Genomic DNA, 18,412 nt, shown 5'->3' with positions numbered 1-18,412 from the left:
GCAAACTGTCTGTAAATTTAAATTCTATCCAAATTCTTCATATTTATTCGGATGCTGTCCTTCTACACGGCCAGGCTCTCCTTTATCCAATCCATCAATAGTGTCAATATCTTCTTGTGACAATTCAAAATCGAATACATTAAGATTTGCTTTTTGATGCTTGTACGAAGAAGATTTCACAATAGGCATAACACCATTTTGTAAATTCCATCTTAAAATCACTTGAGTAGGTGATTTATCGTATTTTTTAGCAATCTCAGCAATCGTTTCGTGCTCGATTACATCGTTAATTTCTCTACCAAATGGACTCCAAGCTTCAGTTAAGATACCAAGCTTTTTGTTCGTTTCAACCAGTTCATTGTTATTGAAGTAAGGATGTCTCTCGATTTGGTTCGTAGCTGGTTTAACACCTGTTTTATCGATAATAGAATTTAGGTGTTCTTCTAAGAAGTTTGAAACACCAATGGTTTTAATCAAACCAAATTTCTGTGCATCAACTAATGCTTGCCAAGCTTGATCATACTTACCTTGTTTTGGAAGTGGCCAGTGGATAAGGTATTTATCAAAATAATCAATCCCTAGTCTATATAGGGATTCTTGAATCATTTTGATGGCTTTGTCGTAGTCATGTGCCATTCCAGGAAGTTTAGAGCTAATAATCAATTCTTCTCTAGGTACAGAAGAACGTCGAATCGCTTCCCCAACCATCCCTTCGTTCATATAGTTAGTTGAAGTATCAATAACTCGGTAGCCTGCTTCAATAGCCGTTAAAATACTGTTCACTCCAGTTGCACCTTGAATATTTACTGTACCTAATCCAATTTTCGGAATACTTGATCCGTCGTTCAATTCGTACGCTTCAATTTTCTTCATCTTAGAACATCCTTTCAATACTTTTGACAAAATTATTGTAACGCACATACTTTTGTCGTTTCTAACGATACGCTCAAAGAAGATACTTTATACTCTAACAGTCACTAAATAAACCTTAGTAAGTATTTCTCATGGTAACACTTCCGTTAGAGTTTTTATAGAAACTGGTAGAGGTCAAAATGTTTAATGACAACCTAATCTATGTTAACCGTCACCTTTTTCAAATGATGGATACAAAGTCATACCGCCATCAACATGAAGTGTAGTACCAGTGACGTAACTAGATTCACTAGATGCCAACCAAGCCGCTGCGGCCGCTACTTCTTCTGGTTTACCAATATAATTCATTGGAATCATACTGATTGTTTTCTGTTTCGCTTCTTCATCTTCAAACTTCTCTGCGTTGATATCTGTATTGATAGCACCTGGAGAAAGATTATTCACTCTAATCCCTTTATGTGCATACTCTAAAGCGATGGTTTCGGTAAACATCTTCACACCGCCTTTGCTTGCAGCGTAGTGTGCAAAAGTCGGCCATGGAATTTTATCATGTACAGAAGACATATTGATGATGGAACCTTTGATATTGTTTTTTACAAAATAATTCAAAGCCGCTTTTGAACCTAGAAATACGCCATCAAGATTCACACTCATGACTTTAGACCAATCATCAAAACTTAATTCGTGTGTTGGCGATTGATTCTCCATACCCGCGTTATTGACCCATAGATCAAGTTTTCCAAAATGGTCAACTGCTGTGTCCAATAACGTTTGTATACCTTCTTCAGATCCAACATCAGCTTGAACAGCGACTGCCTCTCCACCATGACTTTCAATCGCTTCAACAGACTCATTGGCACCTTCTTCATCGCTATGGTAGTTAATCACAACCGCCATTTTTTCCTTGCCAAATCGAATGGCTACTTCTTGACCAATTCCTTTTGATCCTCCGGTTACGACTGCCACTTTACCTTCTAAATCTTTATACATCATAAGCTCCTCCTCAGACTATTTAGTAAAAGATTACTTTTCTTTTTAAATGTACCGTAGCCATAATTTTTTCTCAAAAGATTCAACTTAAAAGCTAAGGATATTTAGAAAACAAAAAGTCGATAGAATTTTCTACCGACTTTAAGATCTACAAATTAATTTTATTTACAAATTGTTCAGTAATCAATTGCGGACGTGTAATGGCACTCCCAACGACTACAGCGTGTACGCCTAATTCCAGACATCTTTTTGCTTTTTCCGGTGTATCAATATGTCCTTCAGCTATAACGGGCGTATTAACAGCTTCTAAAATTATTTTTAATTTCTCAAAATCTTGATCCGCAATATTTAATCCTTTTGACTTTTCTGTATACCCCATTAAAGTAGTCGAAAGAAGATCAAACCCTAGTTTCTCTGCGCTCAAGACTTCTTCGATAGTTGAACTATCGGCCATCAAAAGAACATTAGGATACTTTTCTCGAATTTGTTTTACAAAGTCCTCAAGTGACTGTCCTTCTGGTCTTTTTTGATCAGTGGCATCGAGTGCAATAATCTCACAGCCTACTTCCATAAGCTCATCAATTTCTTTCATCGTTGCCGTAATATAGACAGAAGAATCATCGTAATCTCTTTTGACTATCCCAATCAGAGGAAGTTTTGTTTGTTTCTTGATTTCCGCGATATCTTCTTTTGAATTGGCTCTAATACCTATAGCACCACCTTGTTCTGCTGCAATCGCCATTCTCCCCATAATGAAAGAACTATGAAGAGGCTCATCTGGTAAGGCTTGGCAAGATACAATGAGTCCACCTTTAATTTTCTCAAGAACTGACATCTGTTCATCTCCTTTACAATTATTTTAAGCTATTTTGAAATCGTCACTGCTTGTTCTTTATCTAATAAAAAGGGTCTTAAGTAAGGCATCGCATTTCCTAAAGGCAATATATCTTCGTGAAGATCAATCCCCAGTTGATTGATGATAAATGCTCTCCTTTTGACCATTCTATCCCACATTTCTGAGTAATTAAGCTTGATTTGTTCTTTAAGCATCTCATCTGCAAGGACAACGCCACCTTCTGCACTCGTTCCAGAGAATCCTGCAACTGATGGAATAATGTCAACTTGAAACAACATACCACTTTTCAGTTTAACAGAAGAATCCTTGTATATAGGAGAAGCCATCCATTCTTCGTCTGCAACATAATGGCCTGGATTCAAGTGCCATCCATACTGTTTCTTAGGAAGAGCGGTTTCAATTAAACCATAAACATCTTTTCCTTCCATACCTATGTGAACGTTCTCCAACCAAGTAGATATCGCTTTGAAATAAGGATAAACAACTTTCTCTAAATATTGCTCTTGTCCTTCAGGTAATTCTGTTGCGTCGTGAATTGCAAATGCACTTCTGCTTTGAAGGCCACCTTTATATCCAACGGTTAAAGATACAGGATCTCCTAAAGTGATTTTCTTATTGCCTGGGTACAATCGAGCATTTTCAAATCGCTGACCGGTCGCAGCAATTGTGACCACGCTATTGGGTTGTCCGTTAGCATTCAAAACTTGTCCTAATTCCATTTCAGTTTTTCCTATTTCAACCGTATCCAATGTTTTAAGTATACTGGCTGACGCTAATGCAGCTCCAAATTCATAATGCGCAATCTCATTGGCATTATTTGTAGTTCTTACTCCGTGGTCTCCAATAAATAAATCTGTAGCGTTGAATAGTTTTTCTGAATCTATCTGTTTTGTGATTGTCTCTACAATATAATGAGGAAGATCAAAAATCTTTTTAGATTCCGCATGAGTTCCTGTAAATAGTTTCCAACCAACTAAACCAACTTGACCATCCACTTTAAATAAAGATTGATCTAAGATTTCAGTAAGTGGCTTATCTTCAAATCTAGGCTGATTCGGTAGTGAGAATTGAGGCGCATGTATTACTTTCCCTTGTAAACGAGCATGTTTTTCAAGTTTCAAATTTTCATTTCCTAATACATAATAGACTGTTCCATCATCATGTACGATTAATAGTGCTTCTTCGAATCTTGTCAAAAAACCGGTAAGATATTCAAAATTTGAGCCATGTTCTAAATCTTCGTAGATAACTAGCGTGGAATAGCCTTCTGCTTTCATTTTCTCTAGCACTTGTTCAAATCGAACTTTCATGGTCTCTTCTGTTAGTGTAACTGGTACTAGATTGGACTCGGGTAAAGGGGTCTCAACTTTTGCAAGCTGAATGTTTTTAAGTTGTAAGGGCATATCTATTCTCCTAACGTATACGTTCTTACCTTTATTGTATCATATCTTTAAACTATGGGTGAGCCACTCATGTGTAAAGTCTATACAACAAAAAACGACCTTAGGAGAATTTATCCACTAAGGTCATTTGTTTTTTATACGACTTCATACCAGAATCCATGGAAACCTTTTTCTAGCCTAAGCAGTGCTTCCAAATAAAAATAGTCTCCCCAGATAACATAATCGTCTGGTGACTTACCTTCTCGAACACTGTACGATCCGTGATCTAATAATCCTTGTGATTCAAAGTCAGTAGTATATTCATTAATTAAGTGATCCATCGTTTGTTCCAAAACTGTTTTTATCTTCTTGTATTCCTCAGATTCTTGCTCAATCAACTGCAGCAATTCATGCAGCCCACAAACTAAAATAGCGGAAGCCGAACTATCCGGTTTGATATCTTTATCCTGAGGTGCGTCGAAATCCCAATCTACAATAACCTTTTCAGGTAAGTGCTTAATAAAGTAATTCGCTGTCCTTAATGCTGTTTCTAAATAGTTTTCATCCTTTGTATATCTATAAGCTAAAGCAAATCCGTATACTGCCCAGGCTTGACCGCGAGTCCATGTAGAACCATCCGAATAGCCTTGTTGAGTAGCACCTCTGATAGGCTGCCCAGATTTCTGATCAAAATAAAATGTATGGTAGGTTGAATCATCTCCCCTAACAAGATATCTTCTTGCCATATCTACAAAATTGGTGGCAGCTTCTTTATATTTTATATCACCTGTCACTTCACTTGCCCAAAACAATAAAGGCATATTCATCATACAATCAATAATGATTCGCCCACCCTGTTCTGGATCATTTGGCGGTCCCCAAGCTTGAAAAACGCCGATAGTTTCACGGTATCGCTCCATCAATCGATCTGCAGCTTTTACGGTATCTTCTCTAGCTGTTTCATCTTTCTCTATCTGCCATTTAGCGCCTGTTGAGGGTGTGTATAAAAAACCGATATCATGCGTGTCTAAATTTGCATTGTTTGATAATCTTTCTTGCATCTGGCTCGTTTTTTCTCGAGCAGCTGATAAGAATTGTTCATCTTTATCATATTGATAAGCTTGCCATAGCATTCCTACCCAAAATCCACTTGTCCAATTGTCATTATCGTTTAATTCATAGACTTCCTGATCACTTGTATGTGGAAATTGAGCTCCAAATCGATCGATATTTTTTTTAATTTTATTTAAAGACGCTTCTATAGCTTCCTTGTATTGGTTAGACATTGACTGTTCTCCTATTCTGATAAAGTTAAGGGTATTTTTTGTCCATTGATTTGTATCGTGTGCGTATTTTCATCGTACTGAATATTCATAGAATTTTTTAAAGAACAATCCAATTGGTTGGATCCAAAGAAACCATGAATAAGTGTATGATCTCCTGGCTCCAGCATTTGACGAATAGACGGAATGACCGTATTCGAATAGATTAAATTGGTATTACTATTTGGATGAACGACTTCTATCATTCCATTTCCAGACAAATCTATAGCTCCAACCGTTCCGTTTAAGTTCTTTATGAGCGCGGCATCAGCTCGCTCCACTTTTTCCAACTGATCTGCCGGCTCAACACCTAAAGCAAATCCTCCATCTGCTGTCATGAGAGGTCTTTGTGTCTGAATTTTATGAACTCTTACGTGCCAAGGCAAACCCGGTATAATCCATGATTTGATCGTTACGTCTTGCCATGGCATCCATTCCATGAAGAGGTATTCGTCGGTATAAACTTTGCGTACGACTTGTCTTTTGACTCTGTAATCTTCGCCATCTTCACTGATTGCAAGCATGGAATCGAAAGCACCTTCTGATAGTGTCAGGTTAGACCTTGGAATACTGAACCCAAAATGCGTAGAATAAGCAAATTTTTCATATTTGGCAGCTGTATGATTATGAGCATCTCTATGTCTGTATCCATTAGGAAACAAAACAACATGCCCTTTATCTCGTAATATGGTTTGCTCTACTTGAGAATCGTGATAACTGGCCTCGACTTGCGGAAAAGGCTCTTCTTCAACTTTCCAAAAAGCGTGATCTTCAGGAAAGGCTAAGATTAGGAAGCTTTTTAATGACCAGTAAGGTGAACCTGGCGCATTATAATTTTCACTCATGTGCAGGTTAGGATAAGTGTATCCAACTGACAGAGTTCCGTCTCCATTGAATATAGATTGCTTGAACCAATATCTGAAATGTCTCAGAATCATTCCTTTCATCCAACCTGTATCCTTAACGTCCACATCAGCATAAAGATATGCACAGAAGAATGCGATTTGACTGAAACGATACGTCATACTTCTTCCATAAGGAATACCTTGCCCTTCCTCAGAAAACCAGTGAACAAACTTCTTAGAGAATAGATGGGCTCTTTCTTTGTAAACACTACATCGTTTTGGATCCTTATCTTTCATAGCGACAGAATAAATAAGACTGTAAAAATGAATTGCAAAAGGCACATAGTAATCAGCATGTGCGTCTAAACCGTCTTTATACCACCCATTACCGACATAATAAGTTTCGATTCTCTCAAGATTACGATTGATCACATCTGCATTAAACGTTTCACCAACATTTTGAAGTCCCAGATTCACTAATACTGCAAAGAATAACCAGTTACAGTCATGTGCATCAACAGTATTTACTTGAAGGAGATACTGAACGAGATGTTTTCTTTCTTGTTCATTCAATGGGTCCCAAAATTTTTCTGGGGCTAGTAGCAACATATATCCAATCGCAGACATTTCTACAATAAGCTGGTCATAATGGTGAATAGGTCCCCAATATCCTTCATGCTCTGGATCTGTTCCATTTATAATTCCCTTTAAGACTTTTTCAGATAGCGGATGACTAGTTCCTCCGGCTTCTAAAGGTACAAGACCCCAAAGGAGCCTTAGTAAAGACTCAACGCTAGCCGTCTTTCTACCATACCCCACTCCAGTAGTACTCAGCTCGAGTCCTGATGAATCTTCTTCAAAGTACTTATCAAGCGGACCTAGTAGATGATTGAATGAGTCAATTACAGCTTCTCGATTGTTGAATAAGTCTGCTTCTTTATTGTTATACATCTGCTTCCTCCTCTTTTCTAAAACAACGGAATTCAATATCAACCAACTCTTCAAGTTCTTTTGAATCAAAAGAGATATCCAATACTATAGCTTTCTGCTTTTGACCAAAATGATCTCTGTATATCAAAGGTTCCGTATAAAATGTGCCTTTTCCACTTAAAATAGTTGCTTTAAAATAAAATGAATCTTTTTCAAAGATAAGTTCGAAGCCATTTGTAGTTAGAAACTTCATATCTGAAAGTATAAATCGTTGTTTGACTAAATTTTGAGTTGCATTAAACTTAAAGTAATCTCTAATTCTTAGAGCATTTTTTTTTGGATGAACCTTTATCTCTCTGTGATAGGTTAATAGATGTTCATCACTATAAGCACGTGTCAAATCATAAACCACTTTTAAATCATTTGGATTGATATCTTTAACGAGACTAATTTGCACTTTCCCGCTTTCTTGTATGTGCCCATTAATGATTGGTACTGAGTGTCCTAACGAAGAAGCCTGTATCGTTTCGTAACGTTTATCCTCAAAATAATCTTTAGTATACTCTGGAGCACCTAAATCGATACAAAAAGGAGTTTCCTTGTAAAATAGTATAAAGTGCCCAAGATCGTTATGGTTGTGGGGTTCGTCATTGTGCCCCCCTTTAGTCACGACTTGAAACTCTTGATTTTTGTAAATAAACATCTGAGCATCGTTCAACCACTCGATTCTTTGACTCTCCTCTGTTTTTGGTTCCTCAACTTCAGACCATTGCAGCGTTCTGATCATGGGTGCCCATCGTCCACAGTGATCAACTAATTTGTCTACTTCTAGTGGTGTATCTGGAATCTTTATATCATCAGGAAATAGAGACCTATAATATCTGGCTAGATCGTGTGCTGGTTCTATCTCTAGTGGAGAATCTGAAACATTAATTACTGTGCGGTCAAAAAGATACATTTTCTGCTGATACATGGCAATATTTTTGATTTTTTCCTGATTTAACGTTTCAAAGTAAGGATTCGTTGTCTCCCTGTTCAAGCAGTCAATATAATATGTAAAGTACCTGAAGCCATACTGCCAGTAATTTAGCCCTTCAAGGCAAGCCCCATCATCACCAAACCCTTTTAGAAATACGTCCATTGTTGCATTTACTCTAGTTAAAATTTCTTCTAAATTTGAATCGTCTTCTTCTAATAAATAGAGTGCGGCGATTCCAATCGAGCCAGTACAGACTGCAGACCAGTTATTCTCCAAATTTTCAAAGTTCCAATTTTTATTTAGAAATGGTGATAGAATTCTTACTTGAATAGAGTGTTCAATAAGAAGTTCTAAATCTTCTGGCAGTAACCCTTTCAATAAGAAACTTAATTCTGCCAAAGTAAAAGCTGTCTCGCAGGCAAATAAATCTAATGTATACTGTTTAAATTGAGGATCGAACTCTCGCTGTTTATCAAGATGAGCTGGTAAGCACCAAGTAAATTCATTACAAATTGAGTAAATCAATTTTTCTAATTTGTTTTTGTATAGAGCATTTTCAGGTTGATTTTTAACGAGTATACCTAAATAAGTTAGTTGTTTTCTTCTCTCAAAATAGAGTTTTTCGTAAACTGAACGATTTCCATTTTCCCAAAACAAATTAAATAGTTCATAAGAAGGCACTTCTGGGAAGTCATTGTAGACTCTGTTTTCGAAATAATGGATGGCTTTACTGTAATCTTTATGCTTCTTTATTTTTGAAAAATCTATCATCTTCATCAACCTCCAATAAAAAGAGATGCACAACTGATGTTGTACATCCCAATTTTCAAAAACCTGAACTTTACAACTTTATCTCATTATTTTATTTAAGGTAAAAGAATCGTTTTACCATAGACACTCATTTGGGTTAATGCAGGAAATGGTGAAGATAGTGTTGAGTCTTTAAGTAAATCTTTTAATACAATCCAATTCGCTTTAACTGAATCCATTTGAAACGATTGGATTTTACCCGTCTTTTTTAGTTGAATCGTTTTTTCGGTACCATCAGAAAAAACAAGTGTGCCTTGAGTCCAATAATTGTCATGAGGGAAATCAGCTCGCAGAGTCAGTTCCACCTCACTAATCAAAACTTCCCTCCCAAAATCAATCTTTAACTCAGCATCTTTTTTCTGATTGATTCCCCAAGACTGATAAGGATAAGATCCATGACTGTTATTAGCGTATACTCCATCAATTGCATTTAGTGCAAAAAATGTTGCATCATTTCTTGTTTCAACGTTTGCACTTGCGTGAGGATAGGCTCCCGTAAAGTAATTTAAATCGTGAGTATTGATCGATAGATCTTGATACTGATCCATTTCAAACTGTTTAGCTACTCTAACAGAACAATAAGTTCTTTTCACATTAAAAACAGACTCATGTGTAGCTTCTCTCCACTCATCCCCTAATCTAATATCGTACCGCCATTTTTTATTAGGAATGTAAATCAAAGATGGTGCTAATGAAGGATCTAATTGAACAACTAGGTATTGGTGATTTTCAGAAAGCTCAATTTCAAAATAATCTCCTTCATGTAACCTTACCGTTTGAGTTGAAAGATAAACAAAGTCTTCATCTTTTTTAGTTAGTAGCTGCTTTTCTTCTTCGTAATCATTTTTTCCGAACTTGATCGTTCCGTTCTGATTATAAAGTGTGCATTTAATCTCCATAAAATTGTCCTTCCTTACTAAAAGCTAAGCTCGTTATAGAATTGCAAAAATATTAGTTTAATCTTTATAAACTTACTTTATATCAATGAATCATCAATTTTATCTAAATCAAATGGCTCAAAGTCTACTTCTATAGCTTCCTCTTTTTGTTCGGTATGTTCATTTTCTTTTACAACTTCTTCATCTATAAATCCTTTTTTCACTTCATCTGGAACATCACCCGCTGGTATGTCGACTCTTTGAGGGTGTGCATTTGGAAATCCTTGAGAAGGTTGATTAGGATTATTTGGTCCGTTTTGCATGTTTTCTCCTTTCTATTCTGCTTGATATTTGATCATCTCAGTAGCAGCCATTAGGCTAGCCCCAACACCAAAATCTTGCGTATTCTCTATGTCAGCGGCTTTTCCGGCTTCGCCTCCAACAGGTTGAACGTATCCAATTTTCCCTGATTCATGCAAAGCTATTTTAGAAAGATATTTCCAGCTGCTGTTTATAGCATTTTCAACACTCGATTTTTTAATAAATCCTTCGTTAACGCCTACTAGTAATCCAAATAGAAAAAATGCTGTTCCACTTGTCTCGTATCCTTCAGGATTTAGGTCATTCGAGCTATACTTATGTGCTAGCATAGATTGTGTCCAAAACCCATTTCCATTTTGGTCTAATTTTTGAGAACGAGTAATCGCGACAGCCATATCTCTATAAATTTTCAGGTAAAATTCATAATGTTCCCAACTAGAAGGGAGTTCTTTAAGTATCCTAGCTAATGAAGCAAAAACCCATCCGTTTGCCCTAGCCCAGAAATTCTTCACTCCACTTAATTCATCTGGTAAAGGTTTTGCAGGATATACATAACTAGCATCTCTGTAAAATAAGTGACTGTAATTTTCTGGATTACTAAATTCTGATTTTACAGAAGATTTACCTCCATAAGGTCCTCCAGAATAAGCAGTAGACTTGTACTGAGAAATAGATACAGGAATTCCATGTTCTCCATCGTACATTAACTCCATTGAAAATTTGAAATATTGATGTAGTTTATCTAAATAAATTTTATCTCCTGTAAGATTGTATAGTTTTACCATAACCGGCATACCCATGAATAACCCATCAGCCCACCACCAGAAACTATCTTCATCTTTACTCATTTGATAATCTATAATTTTTTTAGCATACTCAATGTATTTAGGATTATTTTTATTTTTTAAAAAATAGATATCTAGATAAACCTGAAAACAGGTATGCCAATCCGCAAAAAGTACGCTCCTACTCTCTTCTTCGCCATATCCCCATGTCCACGAATCAGGATCAGCTTCATAAGGATGACTTTTCCAGTTATTTGCTTCGCACCATTCAAGCGTAAAATTAAGGTATTCATCATTACCAGTACTTTTGTAAGCTTCCATATTCCCTACATGATAGGCTGATCTTTCCCAAAAAGCTCTCTCATGATCTTCTTTAATTAAAGAAATCCAAAATTTATTTACCTTACGAATAAATTCTTCAGCTGATAAATTTTCCATTTGATCTCCTATCTATGATTCAGTATATTGATTAAAAACTTTCAATGTAATCGTTGCGTTGAGTAAACTTGAAAATGAAAATCCTATAAAGAAAAAGAAAAAGGATATTAAACTTGCCCAAAATATATTAAGTGATCCTAAAGAGATAACCGTCAAAATAACCAGTATCATAGTAAAACTTTCTTTAAGGTGTGACATGGACAATTGAAAAGCAACCTTTAAACTTCCCTTGAAACTATTTTCATATCTGGCTGAATATGAAAAAATATATAGACACAAGAATGAGTAGATAATGACACCTAGTATCAATCCTGTTCCAACCAAAACGAATGATATAGTTGGAAGGATAAAGAGCAATCTTGAAGATGAAAATAAAATAATCAAAATACTCATGAGGAAAAATTGAATTAAAATTCCTCGTGTCAAATTATGTTTAAAGTGACTGATATAAGATTTAGAAGGCGAGTTCACTCTTCCTTCAATCATTTCTATCGAAACACTTGATAAACTAATCAGCCCTGATCCAATAGTCATAATAGGTAGAGAAGTAATAATGAACAACATATTCAATAGAAATAAATCCATTAAAAGATTAGCATATCGATTTAACTTACTATTCACATCCGTAAAAGCTTTCATCGCTATCCTCCTAATCCTATCCTTTAATAGATCCAATCATGATTCCTTTAACAAAATACTTTTGTAAAAATGGATAGATGCATAATATTGGTATCGTTGAAATACAGATAGCAGCATATTTAATTGTTTCTGCATACTGATTAACTAAATCAGCGCTTCCTGCACCTTGATTCAATGTTTGATTATTCGCCAACAATACTCCACGTAATATATTTTGAATAGGAAGCAATTCATTGTCTTGAATAAAGATCGCAGCATTGAACCAGTTATTCCATAGCCCAACCCCATAATATAAGAGTAATACAGCAAGAGTTGGTTTAATTACAGGTACGATGATTTTTGCTAATATTGTAATGTCTCCAGCTCCATCCATATGAGCGGATTCAGTTAAACTATCAGGTATGACCTCTATAGCAGTTTTGCAGATAATCGCATTGAAAAGACTTAGTGCTCCAGGAATAACTAATGCCCAGATGTTGTTGTATAAACCCAATTGTCTTTGGTTCATGTACATTGGAATCAATCCACCACTGAAGAACATCGTAAACATAAAAAATGAAACAATTATATTTTTGAACATGACATTTTTTGCGGCCATAAAATATCCACAAAGAATGGTCATGAACATTTGTAAAGGTAAAGACAAGACTAAAATCAGAAATATGTTTCTAAACCCTGAAAGAATCAACGGATGTCTTAAAGCCATTGAGTACGCACCTAAACTGAAATCTTGTGGCCATAATAACTTACCTAAATTTGCATTTATGGCACCAGTGCTAGAAAAAGATGCCACTAGCACATACCATATCGGATAAAGACACGCTAAAGAAATTAAAAACATAAATATACCGTTAAAGTAAGAAAATATCTGATCACCGCGTGATTCTTTTACTTTCTTTTTTAAAATATTTGATTGAAACATATAAACCCTTCCCTTCTTTGATTTAGAATAATCCTGAACCTGCGACTTTTTTGGATATATGATTTGTGATCAATAATAAAGTGAGATTCACTAAGGTATTGAGTAAACCAATCGCAGCAGCATAACTATAATCAGCATTCAACAATCCCATTCTGTATACATATGTTGAGATAACATCCGCAACTGAAAATGTAGACGGTGAATAAAGAAGTAAGATTTTTTCGAAACCAACACTTAGTAAAGAACCCATTCTAAGAATCAATAAGATAATGATTGTCGGTTTTAGGCCAGGAATTGTAATATTCCACATCTGTTGAAATTTATTGGCTCCATCAATTTTTGCTGCTTCATATTGTTCCTGATCAATACCTGACAACGCTGCTAAATAGATAATCGAATCCCACCCAACAGTTTGCCATATTCCTGAAATAACATAAATAGGAACAAAGTATCTGGGGTTGGCTAAAATATTTTGTCTTTGTAAACCAAAGAAATCCATTATACTAGGAATCAATCCGTTTGATTGAGTGAAGAAAATTATCAAACTACAGACAACTACAATGGAAACAAAATAGGGCATATACGATACTGTTTGAACAATTCTCTTAACATATTTATTTTTTATTTCATTAATAAGTAACGCTAAAATTATTGGCGCTGGAAATCCAAATAATAAACTCCAGATACTGATATTGAATGTATTTCTTATAATTCTAAATGCGTTTGGATCATTAAAAAATCTTTGAAAATGATAAAGTCCGACCCACTCGCTACCTTCAATACCTAAACGAGGACTGAAATTTTGAAAAACCATTAGTAACCCGTACATTGGTCGATAAGCAAATACTAGAAAAAATATAATCACAGGTAAAGCCATTAGGTATTTGATTTTATTGTGGTGAAAATCTTTTTTTACTCTATCAAGATAAGATGGATTATTTTTTACTGTTCTGTCGTATTTTCTATCTATTGAACTATCTTCCATTTTAAGACTCCTTTCAGATGTAGAAGTTCATTTGTTGAAAGATTATAAAGAGATAGTTTTTTTACTACCCATTTATAGTCTGATTAACTTATCTAGATAAGTATCTTTGATAAGCGTCATTTCGAATTTCTAACATTCTATCTAATCCCATATCATTTAACTCCTGTACAAAAGTATCAAACTCATCTAAACTTCTACCACCAGTAGTGAATTTAATCGATTCTTCTAAGACATAGGTATTGAGAGTATTTAAAAGATTGGCATCTTCTCTACTTTCTTCAGCAGTCATAGTGACAGAAGCAGGTATGTTTGCCATAATTGCATCTTCTTGATCTTCTGACCAGTTAAACGCCGCTTCATATGAGGCTTCGTCCGTTCTAAGTTCAATAAATCTCGCTGCTTGTACCCCTAATCCATATCCAATATTTCCAGTGTATAAAGCAAGTGCAGCGTCTTTATCTAGATCATGCTCCTCAATAACATCGGTAAAAGTAGGCTCTCCGTCAACCATTTCCCACGTTTCTCCTTCAGTGCCAAAGTTCCAGTAGTTGTATCCTTCTTCAGAAAATGCCCAATCCAAATATTCGTATGCATTATCCAACCTTTCTTCATCTATACTAGTAGATATAGCGTATCCCTGAGATACATACATATCCTCCGCAAAAATAGCCGCTGATTTAGATCCGTCTGCTTGATCAGGGTAAGGAATACCAATCCATTCAGCACCAGTATCATTAGCTCGTGCATCGTTATTGAATGTAAGTAATGAACCTCCATTCATAAATGTAATACCAAATTGATCTTGCGCAGCCTTAGTCTGCATATTCTGATCATCAAGTGTGACAAAGTCTGGATCTAATAACCCTCTTGAATTTAAATCGTTCAACCATGCCATATAATCTTTCCATTCGGTTTGAGACTGTGCAAATTTGATCTCATCGTTGTCTAAATAAAATCTTGGTTCAAATGACCCATATGCACCAAAGGCACCCGCTAGTCCTGGACTCATTCTCCAGTTAGTCAAGAAAGAAAATTGCGCACCATAATTCTCATTGAAATTTTCAATAACATTTGTCCAGTCTTCGATATTTTCTGGGACTTCCAAGTTCTGTTCATCGAGCCAATCTTGTCTAACTAGCGGTCCTTGATAGACTGACTGAAATGGTTCTTCTCGGTAAAAACTAAACATGTAATAGCTACCGTCATCCGTTCTCATTGCTCTGTCAATCTCAGGGTTATCTTGAAGGTATTGCCAATAATTTGGAGCTTTTTCTTGTAAATCATCTGTTAAATCTCTAATAATACCTTCATCTATTGCTCTACTTGCTTCGCCCATCCAGTTATGCCAAATCAAGTCTGGTAATACATCTTGAGTAATCATCAAGTTATATGCCTGATTTCCATCCGTACCTTCAGGGGCAAATTGCCATTCAATATCAAGTCCTGTATTTTCAATTAACCCTTGATGGAAAGGCGAATCTTCAACAGTTCCTACTGAAGAATGAGGTGCTACGCCTCCCCAAATCCATAAAGAATCATTATCTAGTTCTGGAATCTCTGTTGCGGAGTTCCCATTCTCTTGAGATGCATTTCCGCAACCTGCAATAAATAGTGAGCTAGCAATTGATAGGAAAGTAATACTATTTAATCTTTTTTTGAACATTTTATTTCCTCCTCAAATTTTAAATTTATTGTGTATCATCTGTTAAAATAATGATACAATAACGTTGTAAGCGCTACAATTTCTTTTTGGATTTTATTCTAACCTTTTTGACTATCGATCAATTCAATCTTGCAATGGAGGTTTTCAAATGTCAGAGAACTTTACATATTTAACTGGTGGTTTAAATGTCAAACATACTCCAGAATTTAAGATGCATCGCCCCAACGGTGTCCCTAATTATGTTTTGTTATATACGAAAACATCTGCTTCTTTTACCATAAAAGATGAAACTACTCTCGTTGAGTCAAATTCCATAGTCATTATTGAGCCTGATTCTCCTTACAGTTATCACAATGCTTCGGGACAATATATCGATGACTGGTTTCACTTTGAATGTGAAACTTTTATATTTGATAAATCAGGATTACCTTGTAATACTTTTATACCTGTTGTTGAATCAACCAATATCAATTTATTATTGCAAGAATTAATTTGGGAATATAATTATGCACCTGAAATTGTTAGAGATCAGAACCTCTCAATGTTAATTCAACTAATTTTGAATAACGTTTACGTATCCTATTCGGTTGAGCCGACTAAATATGCGTATAGTCCATTTAACCGTAAATTAAAAAAGTTGAGGTTAGATATTCAATCTAGTATTACACTTAACTATGATCCTACAGAAATAGCTGCTAGTATGGATATCAGCACTTCTTATTTTCAGCACTTATACAAACAATTGTTCGGTATATCATTTCGTAAAGATATAATCCAGATAAAAATCGTTCATGCCAAACATCTTATGTCGACCACTAAATTATCCATAAGTCAAATAGCAAACCAATGTGGATATGCAACCGAGGTACACTTCTATCGACAATTTAAAAAAGTTACTGGAATGACTCCATCGACCTATAAAAAAATAAATAAAAGAAACACGTCATTCTTAAATTGAGTTTAAGAATGAAGTGTTTTTCTTTTATGCTTTATCGTCGTAATCTATATAGGCTACCGTTGTTGCAAGGAATTCTTCTAGTCCGTGACGGCCATCAGCTCCACCGATACCGGATTTCTTCCATCCTGCATGGAATCCTTGGATGGATTCAAAACTTTCTCTGTTGACGTATACTTCTCCAGCATCCATGTTATTGATGAATTTCATCATCACATTTGTATCATTTGTGAAAATCGCTGAAGTCAATCCGAATTCAGAATCGTTCGCCAGTTCAAGCGCTTCGTCTAAGGTACTGAATGTTCCGATTGGTAGCACAGGTCCAAAGACTTCTTCTTGCATAATTTGCATATCATTTTTAGTATCCACGATAACAGTCGGTTCAAAGAAAAATCCATCTTTGCTAGTATCTCTATTTCCACCTGTTAATACACGTGCGCCATCTTTTTTCGCTTGTTCTACTTTGTCTGCTACAGATTGTAAGCCAGATTCAGTGATTAGTGGTCCCATACCCACTGAACGATCTTCGATAGGATCACCGAACGTGACAGCGCTCATTGCTTCAGTAATTTTTTCATAGAAGGCTTCTTTAATATCTTCATGAACATAAACACGTTCCGTACAGTTACATACTTGACCGGTGTTAATCACTCTAGAATCCACGATTGATTCAACCGTTAAATCCAAATCAGCATCTTTCCATACAACCGAAGGCGCTTTTCCACCTAGTTCCAGACTTACTTTAGTAATGTTTTTAGCTGCAGCTTCCATAACGGATTGGCCTGCACCTACAGAACCTGTGATGGAAACAAGATCTACTTTTGGACTTTCTGCCAGTTTACTTCCTAAGCTGCGGTCTCCCGTCAAAATGTTGACGACCCCTTTAGGAAGATCAATTTGCTCTAATAACTGAGCAAAAATCAAAGCATTGTTTGGTGAACTAGTTGAAGGCTTAATAACTGTTGTGTTCCCAGTTAACAATGCCGGTGCAACTTTACGTGCAATTAGGAAGAATGGATAATTCCATGGAAGAATACCTGCAACGACACCTAATGGTTTTTTGAAAATCAGGATATTCTCATTCGGACGATCACTTGGAATGATTTCTCCTTCATATTTTCTAGCCCATCCAGCATAGTATTTAAAGTATTCAGCTGTTGCTTCAACTTCTCCAATTGCTTGAGCATTCACTTTACCGACTTCAGCGGAAATAATCTTTGCAAAGGTTTCTTTGTTTTCTAAGATCAAATCAGAGATTTTAAATAAGTATTCTGCTCTTTCTGCAGAAGGAACATGCTTCCATTCTTTTTGAGCACAATTCGCTGCATCTAAAGCACGTTCCAGATCTTCTTCTGTGGCTTTCGGTATCTGGTTCAGCACTTTTGCAGTTGAAGGATTGATGTTATCAAAAGTCTCTCCACTGCTCGCGTCTACGAATGCTCCGTCTATATACATTTTGTACTGTTCTAATTTTAAGCTCATTTGATTCTCTCCTTTTAGGTCATCCTGGATGGATGTTAGATGTTAAATACATTGTTAAGCGAAAGCGTTACTGGTGAATCATCCTCATTCGTTTCCATAACGTCTTTCATATACATCCACCACTTTTGATTAATGGCTGTTTTTGAAAGTTGGCCCCATCGATCTTCATCTTCAATTTCTAGATAAGCAAACAATAGATTGTTCTCTTCATCTAGCCAGATACTGTAACTTTTGCAACCATGTTCTTTGATTGATTGCTCTAATTCTGGCCATATTTCATCATGTCTCTTTTTATACTCTTCGTGTTTATCGGCATACACTTTCATGCGAATGGCTTTTTTGATCAATCAGACACCT

The 18,412-nt window shown here is 35.8% G+C and carries 17 protein-coding genes; 1 reads left to right on the top strand and 16 read right to left on the bottom strand.

All coding sequences use genetic code 11. From position 1 onward, the window contains the following. Window positions 1-24 precede the first annotated feature (24 nt). The 14 genes from VXN63_RS00520 to VXN63_RS00455 all read right to left on the bottom strand — a co-directional run bounded on the left by VXN63_RS00520 (window position 25) and on the right by VXN63_RS00455 (window position 15,618). Window positions 25-873, bottom strand: coding sequence for an aldo/keto reductase (locus VXN63_RS00520; RefSeq protein ID WP_327756021.1), 849 nt, complete (start codon window positions 871-873; stop codon window positions 25-27). A gap of 204 nt (window positions 874-1,077) precedes the next feature. Beyond that, window positions 1,078-1,863, bottom strand: a complete 786-nt coding sequence (locus VXN63_RS00515; RefSeq protein ID WP_327756612.1) for a glucose-1-dehydrogenase — start codon at window positions 1,861-1,863, stop codon at window positions 1,078-1,080. Window positions 1,864-2,011: 148 nt separating this feature from the next. Then, window positions 2,012-2,698, bottom strand: a complete 687-nt coding sequence (locus VXN63_RS00510; protein ID WP_327756020.1) for an N-acetylmannosamine-6-phosphate 2-epimerase — start codon at window positions 2,696-2,698, stop codon at window positions 2,012-2,014. A gap of 29 nt (window positions 2,699-2,727) precedes the next feature. Then, window positions 2,728-4,122 carry a M24 family metallopeptidase gene (locus tag VXN63_RS00505; RefSeq protein ID WP_327756019.1) on the bottom strand — a complete coding sequence of 465 codons (1,395 nt, stop codon included), beginning with the start codon at window positions 4,120-4,122 and terminating at the stop codon, window positions 2,728-2,730. Window positions 4,123-4,256: 134 nt separating this feature from the next. Continuing rightward, entirely contained in the window at window positions 4,257-5,387 is a 1,131-nt protein-coding gene (locus VXN63_RS00500; protein ID WP_327756018.1) for a glycoside hydrolase family 88 protein, read from the bottom strand. Window positions 5,388-5,398: 11 nt separating this feature from the next. Continuing rightward, complete coding sequence (locus VXN63_RS00495) at window positions 5,399-7,219, bottom strand: DUF2264 domain-containing protein (protein ID WP_327756017.1); 1,821 nt, start codon at window positions 7,217-7,219, stop codon at window positions 5,399-5,401. Further along, on the bottom strand, window positions 7,212-8,948 hold the full coding sequence (locus VXN63_RS00490) for a heparinase II/III domain-containing protein (RefSeq protein ID WP_327756016.1): 1,737 nt from the start codon (window positions 8,946-8,948) through the stop codon (window positions 7,212-7,214). Before VXN63_RS00490 ends, VXN63_RS00495 begins: the two co-directional genes overlap by 8 nt. 95 nt (window positions 8,949-9,043) lie before the next feature. After that, window positions 9,044-9,886: a hypothetical protein gene (locus tag VXN63_RS00485; RefSeq protein WP_327756015.1), complete on the bottom strand. Its 843-nt coding sequence runs from the start codon at window positions 9,884-9,886 to the stop codon at window positions 9,044-9,046. 77 nt (window positions 9,887-9,963) lie between these two features. Continuing rightward, complete coding sequence (locus VXN63_RS00480) at window positions 9,964-10,188, bottom strand: hypothetical protein (RefSeq protein ID WP_327756014.1); 225 nt, start codon at window positions 10,186-10,188, stop codon at window positions 9,964-9,966. A gap of 12 nt (window positions 10,189-10,200) precedes the next feature. Next, a complete protein-coding gene (locus tag VXN63_RS00475) occupies window positions 10,201-11,409 on the bottom strand; it encodes a glycoside hydrolase family 88 protein (RefSeq protein WP_327756013.1) in 1,209 nt (402 codons plus the stop codon). 12 nt (window positions 11,410-11,421) lie between these two features. Beyond that, a complete protein-coding gene (locus VXN63_RS00470; RefSeq protein WP_327756012.1) occupies window positions 11,422-12,048 on the bottom strand; it encodes a DUF624 domain-containing protein in 627 nt (208 codons plus the stop codon). A 16-nt stretch (window positions 12,049-12,064) separates the two neighbouring features. Continuing rightward, complete coding sequence (locus tag VXN63_RS00465) at window positions 12,065-12,970, bottom strand: carbohydrate ABC transporter permease (RefSeq protein WP_327756011.1); 906 nt, start codon at window positions 12,968-12,970, stop codon at window positions 12,065-12,067. Between the two features lie 22 nt (window positions 12,971-12,992). Beyond that, window positions 12,993-13,955 (bottom strand): ABC transporter permease, encoded by a 963-nt coding sequence (locus VXN63_RS00460; RefSeq protein WP_327756010.1) that lies wholly within the window; start codon window positions 13,953-13,955, stop codon window positions 12,993-12,995. Window positions 13,956-14,043: 88 nt separating this feature from the next. Next, window positions 14,044-15,618 carry a hypothetical protein gene (locus tag VXN63_RS00455; RefSeq protein ID WP_327756009.1) on the bottom strand — a complete coding sequence of 525 codons (1,575 nt, stop codon included), beginning with the start codon at window positions 15,616-15,618 and terminating at the stop codon, window positions 14,044-14,046. Window positions 15,619-15,766: 148 nt separating this feature from the next. Between VXN63_RS00455 and VXN63_RS00450 the strand changes: the two genes are divergently transcribed. Continuing rightward, window positions 15,767-16,576 (top strand): AraC family transcriptional regulator, encoded by an 810-nt coding sequence (locus VXN63_RS00450; RefSeq protein ID WP_327756008.1) that lies wholly within the window; start codon window positions 15,767-15,769, stop codon window positions 16,574-16,576. 24 nt (window positions 16,577-16,600) lie between these two features. Here VXN63_RS00450 and aldA read toward each other — a convergent pair whose 3' ends face one another. Both aldA and rhaM read right to left on the bottom strand, forming a co-directional pair. Then, the gene (gene aldA / locus VXN63_RS00445) at window positions 16,601-18,055 is read right to left on the bottom strand and encodes an aldehyde dehydrogenase (protein WP_327756007.1); all 1,455 of its coding nucleotides are present in this window, start codon (window positions 18,053-18,055) and stop codon (window positions 16,601-16,603) included. Between the two features lie 35 nt (window positions 18,056-18,090). Next, window positions 18,091-18,402, bottom strand: a complete 312-nt coding sequence (rhaM, locus tag VXN63_RS00440) for an L-rhamnose mutarotase (RefSeq protein ID WP_327756006.1) — start codon at window positions 18,400-18,402, stop codon at window positions 18,091-18,093. Between the last annotated feature and the right edge of the window lie 10 nt (window positions 18,403-18,412).

This window comes from Marinilactibacillus sp. XAAS-LB27 (assembly GCF_036039175.1).
In the GTDB taxonomy this organism is placed as follows: Bacteria; Bacillota; Bacilli; order Lactobacillales; family Carnobacteriaceae_A; genus Marinilactibacillus.
This window is presented reverse-complemented; position numbering and strand designations above follow the sequence as displayed.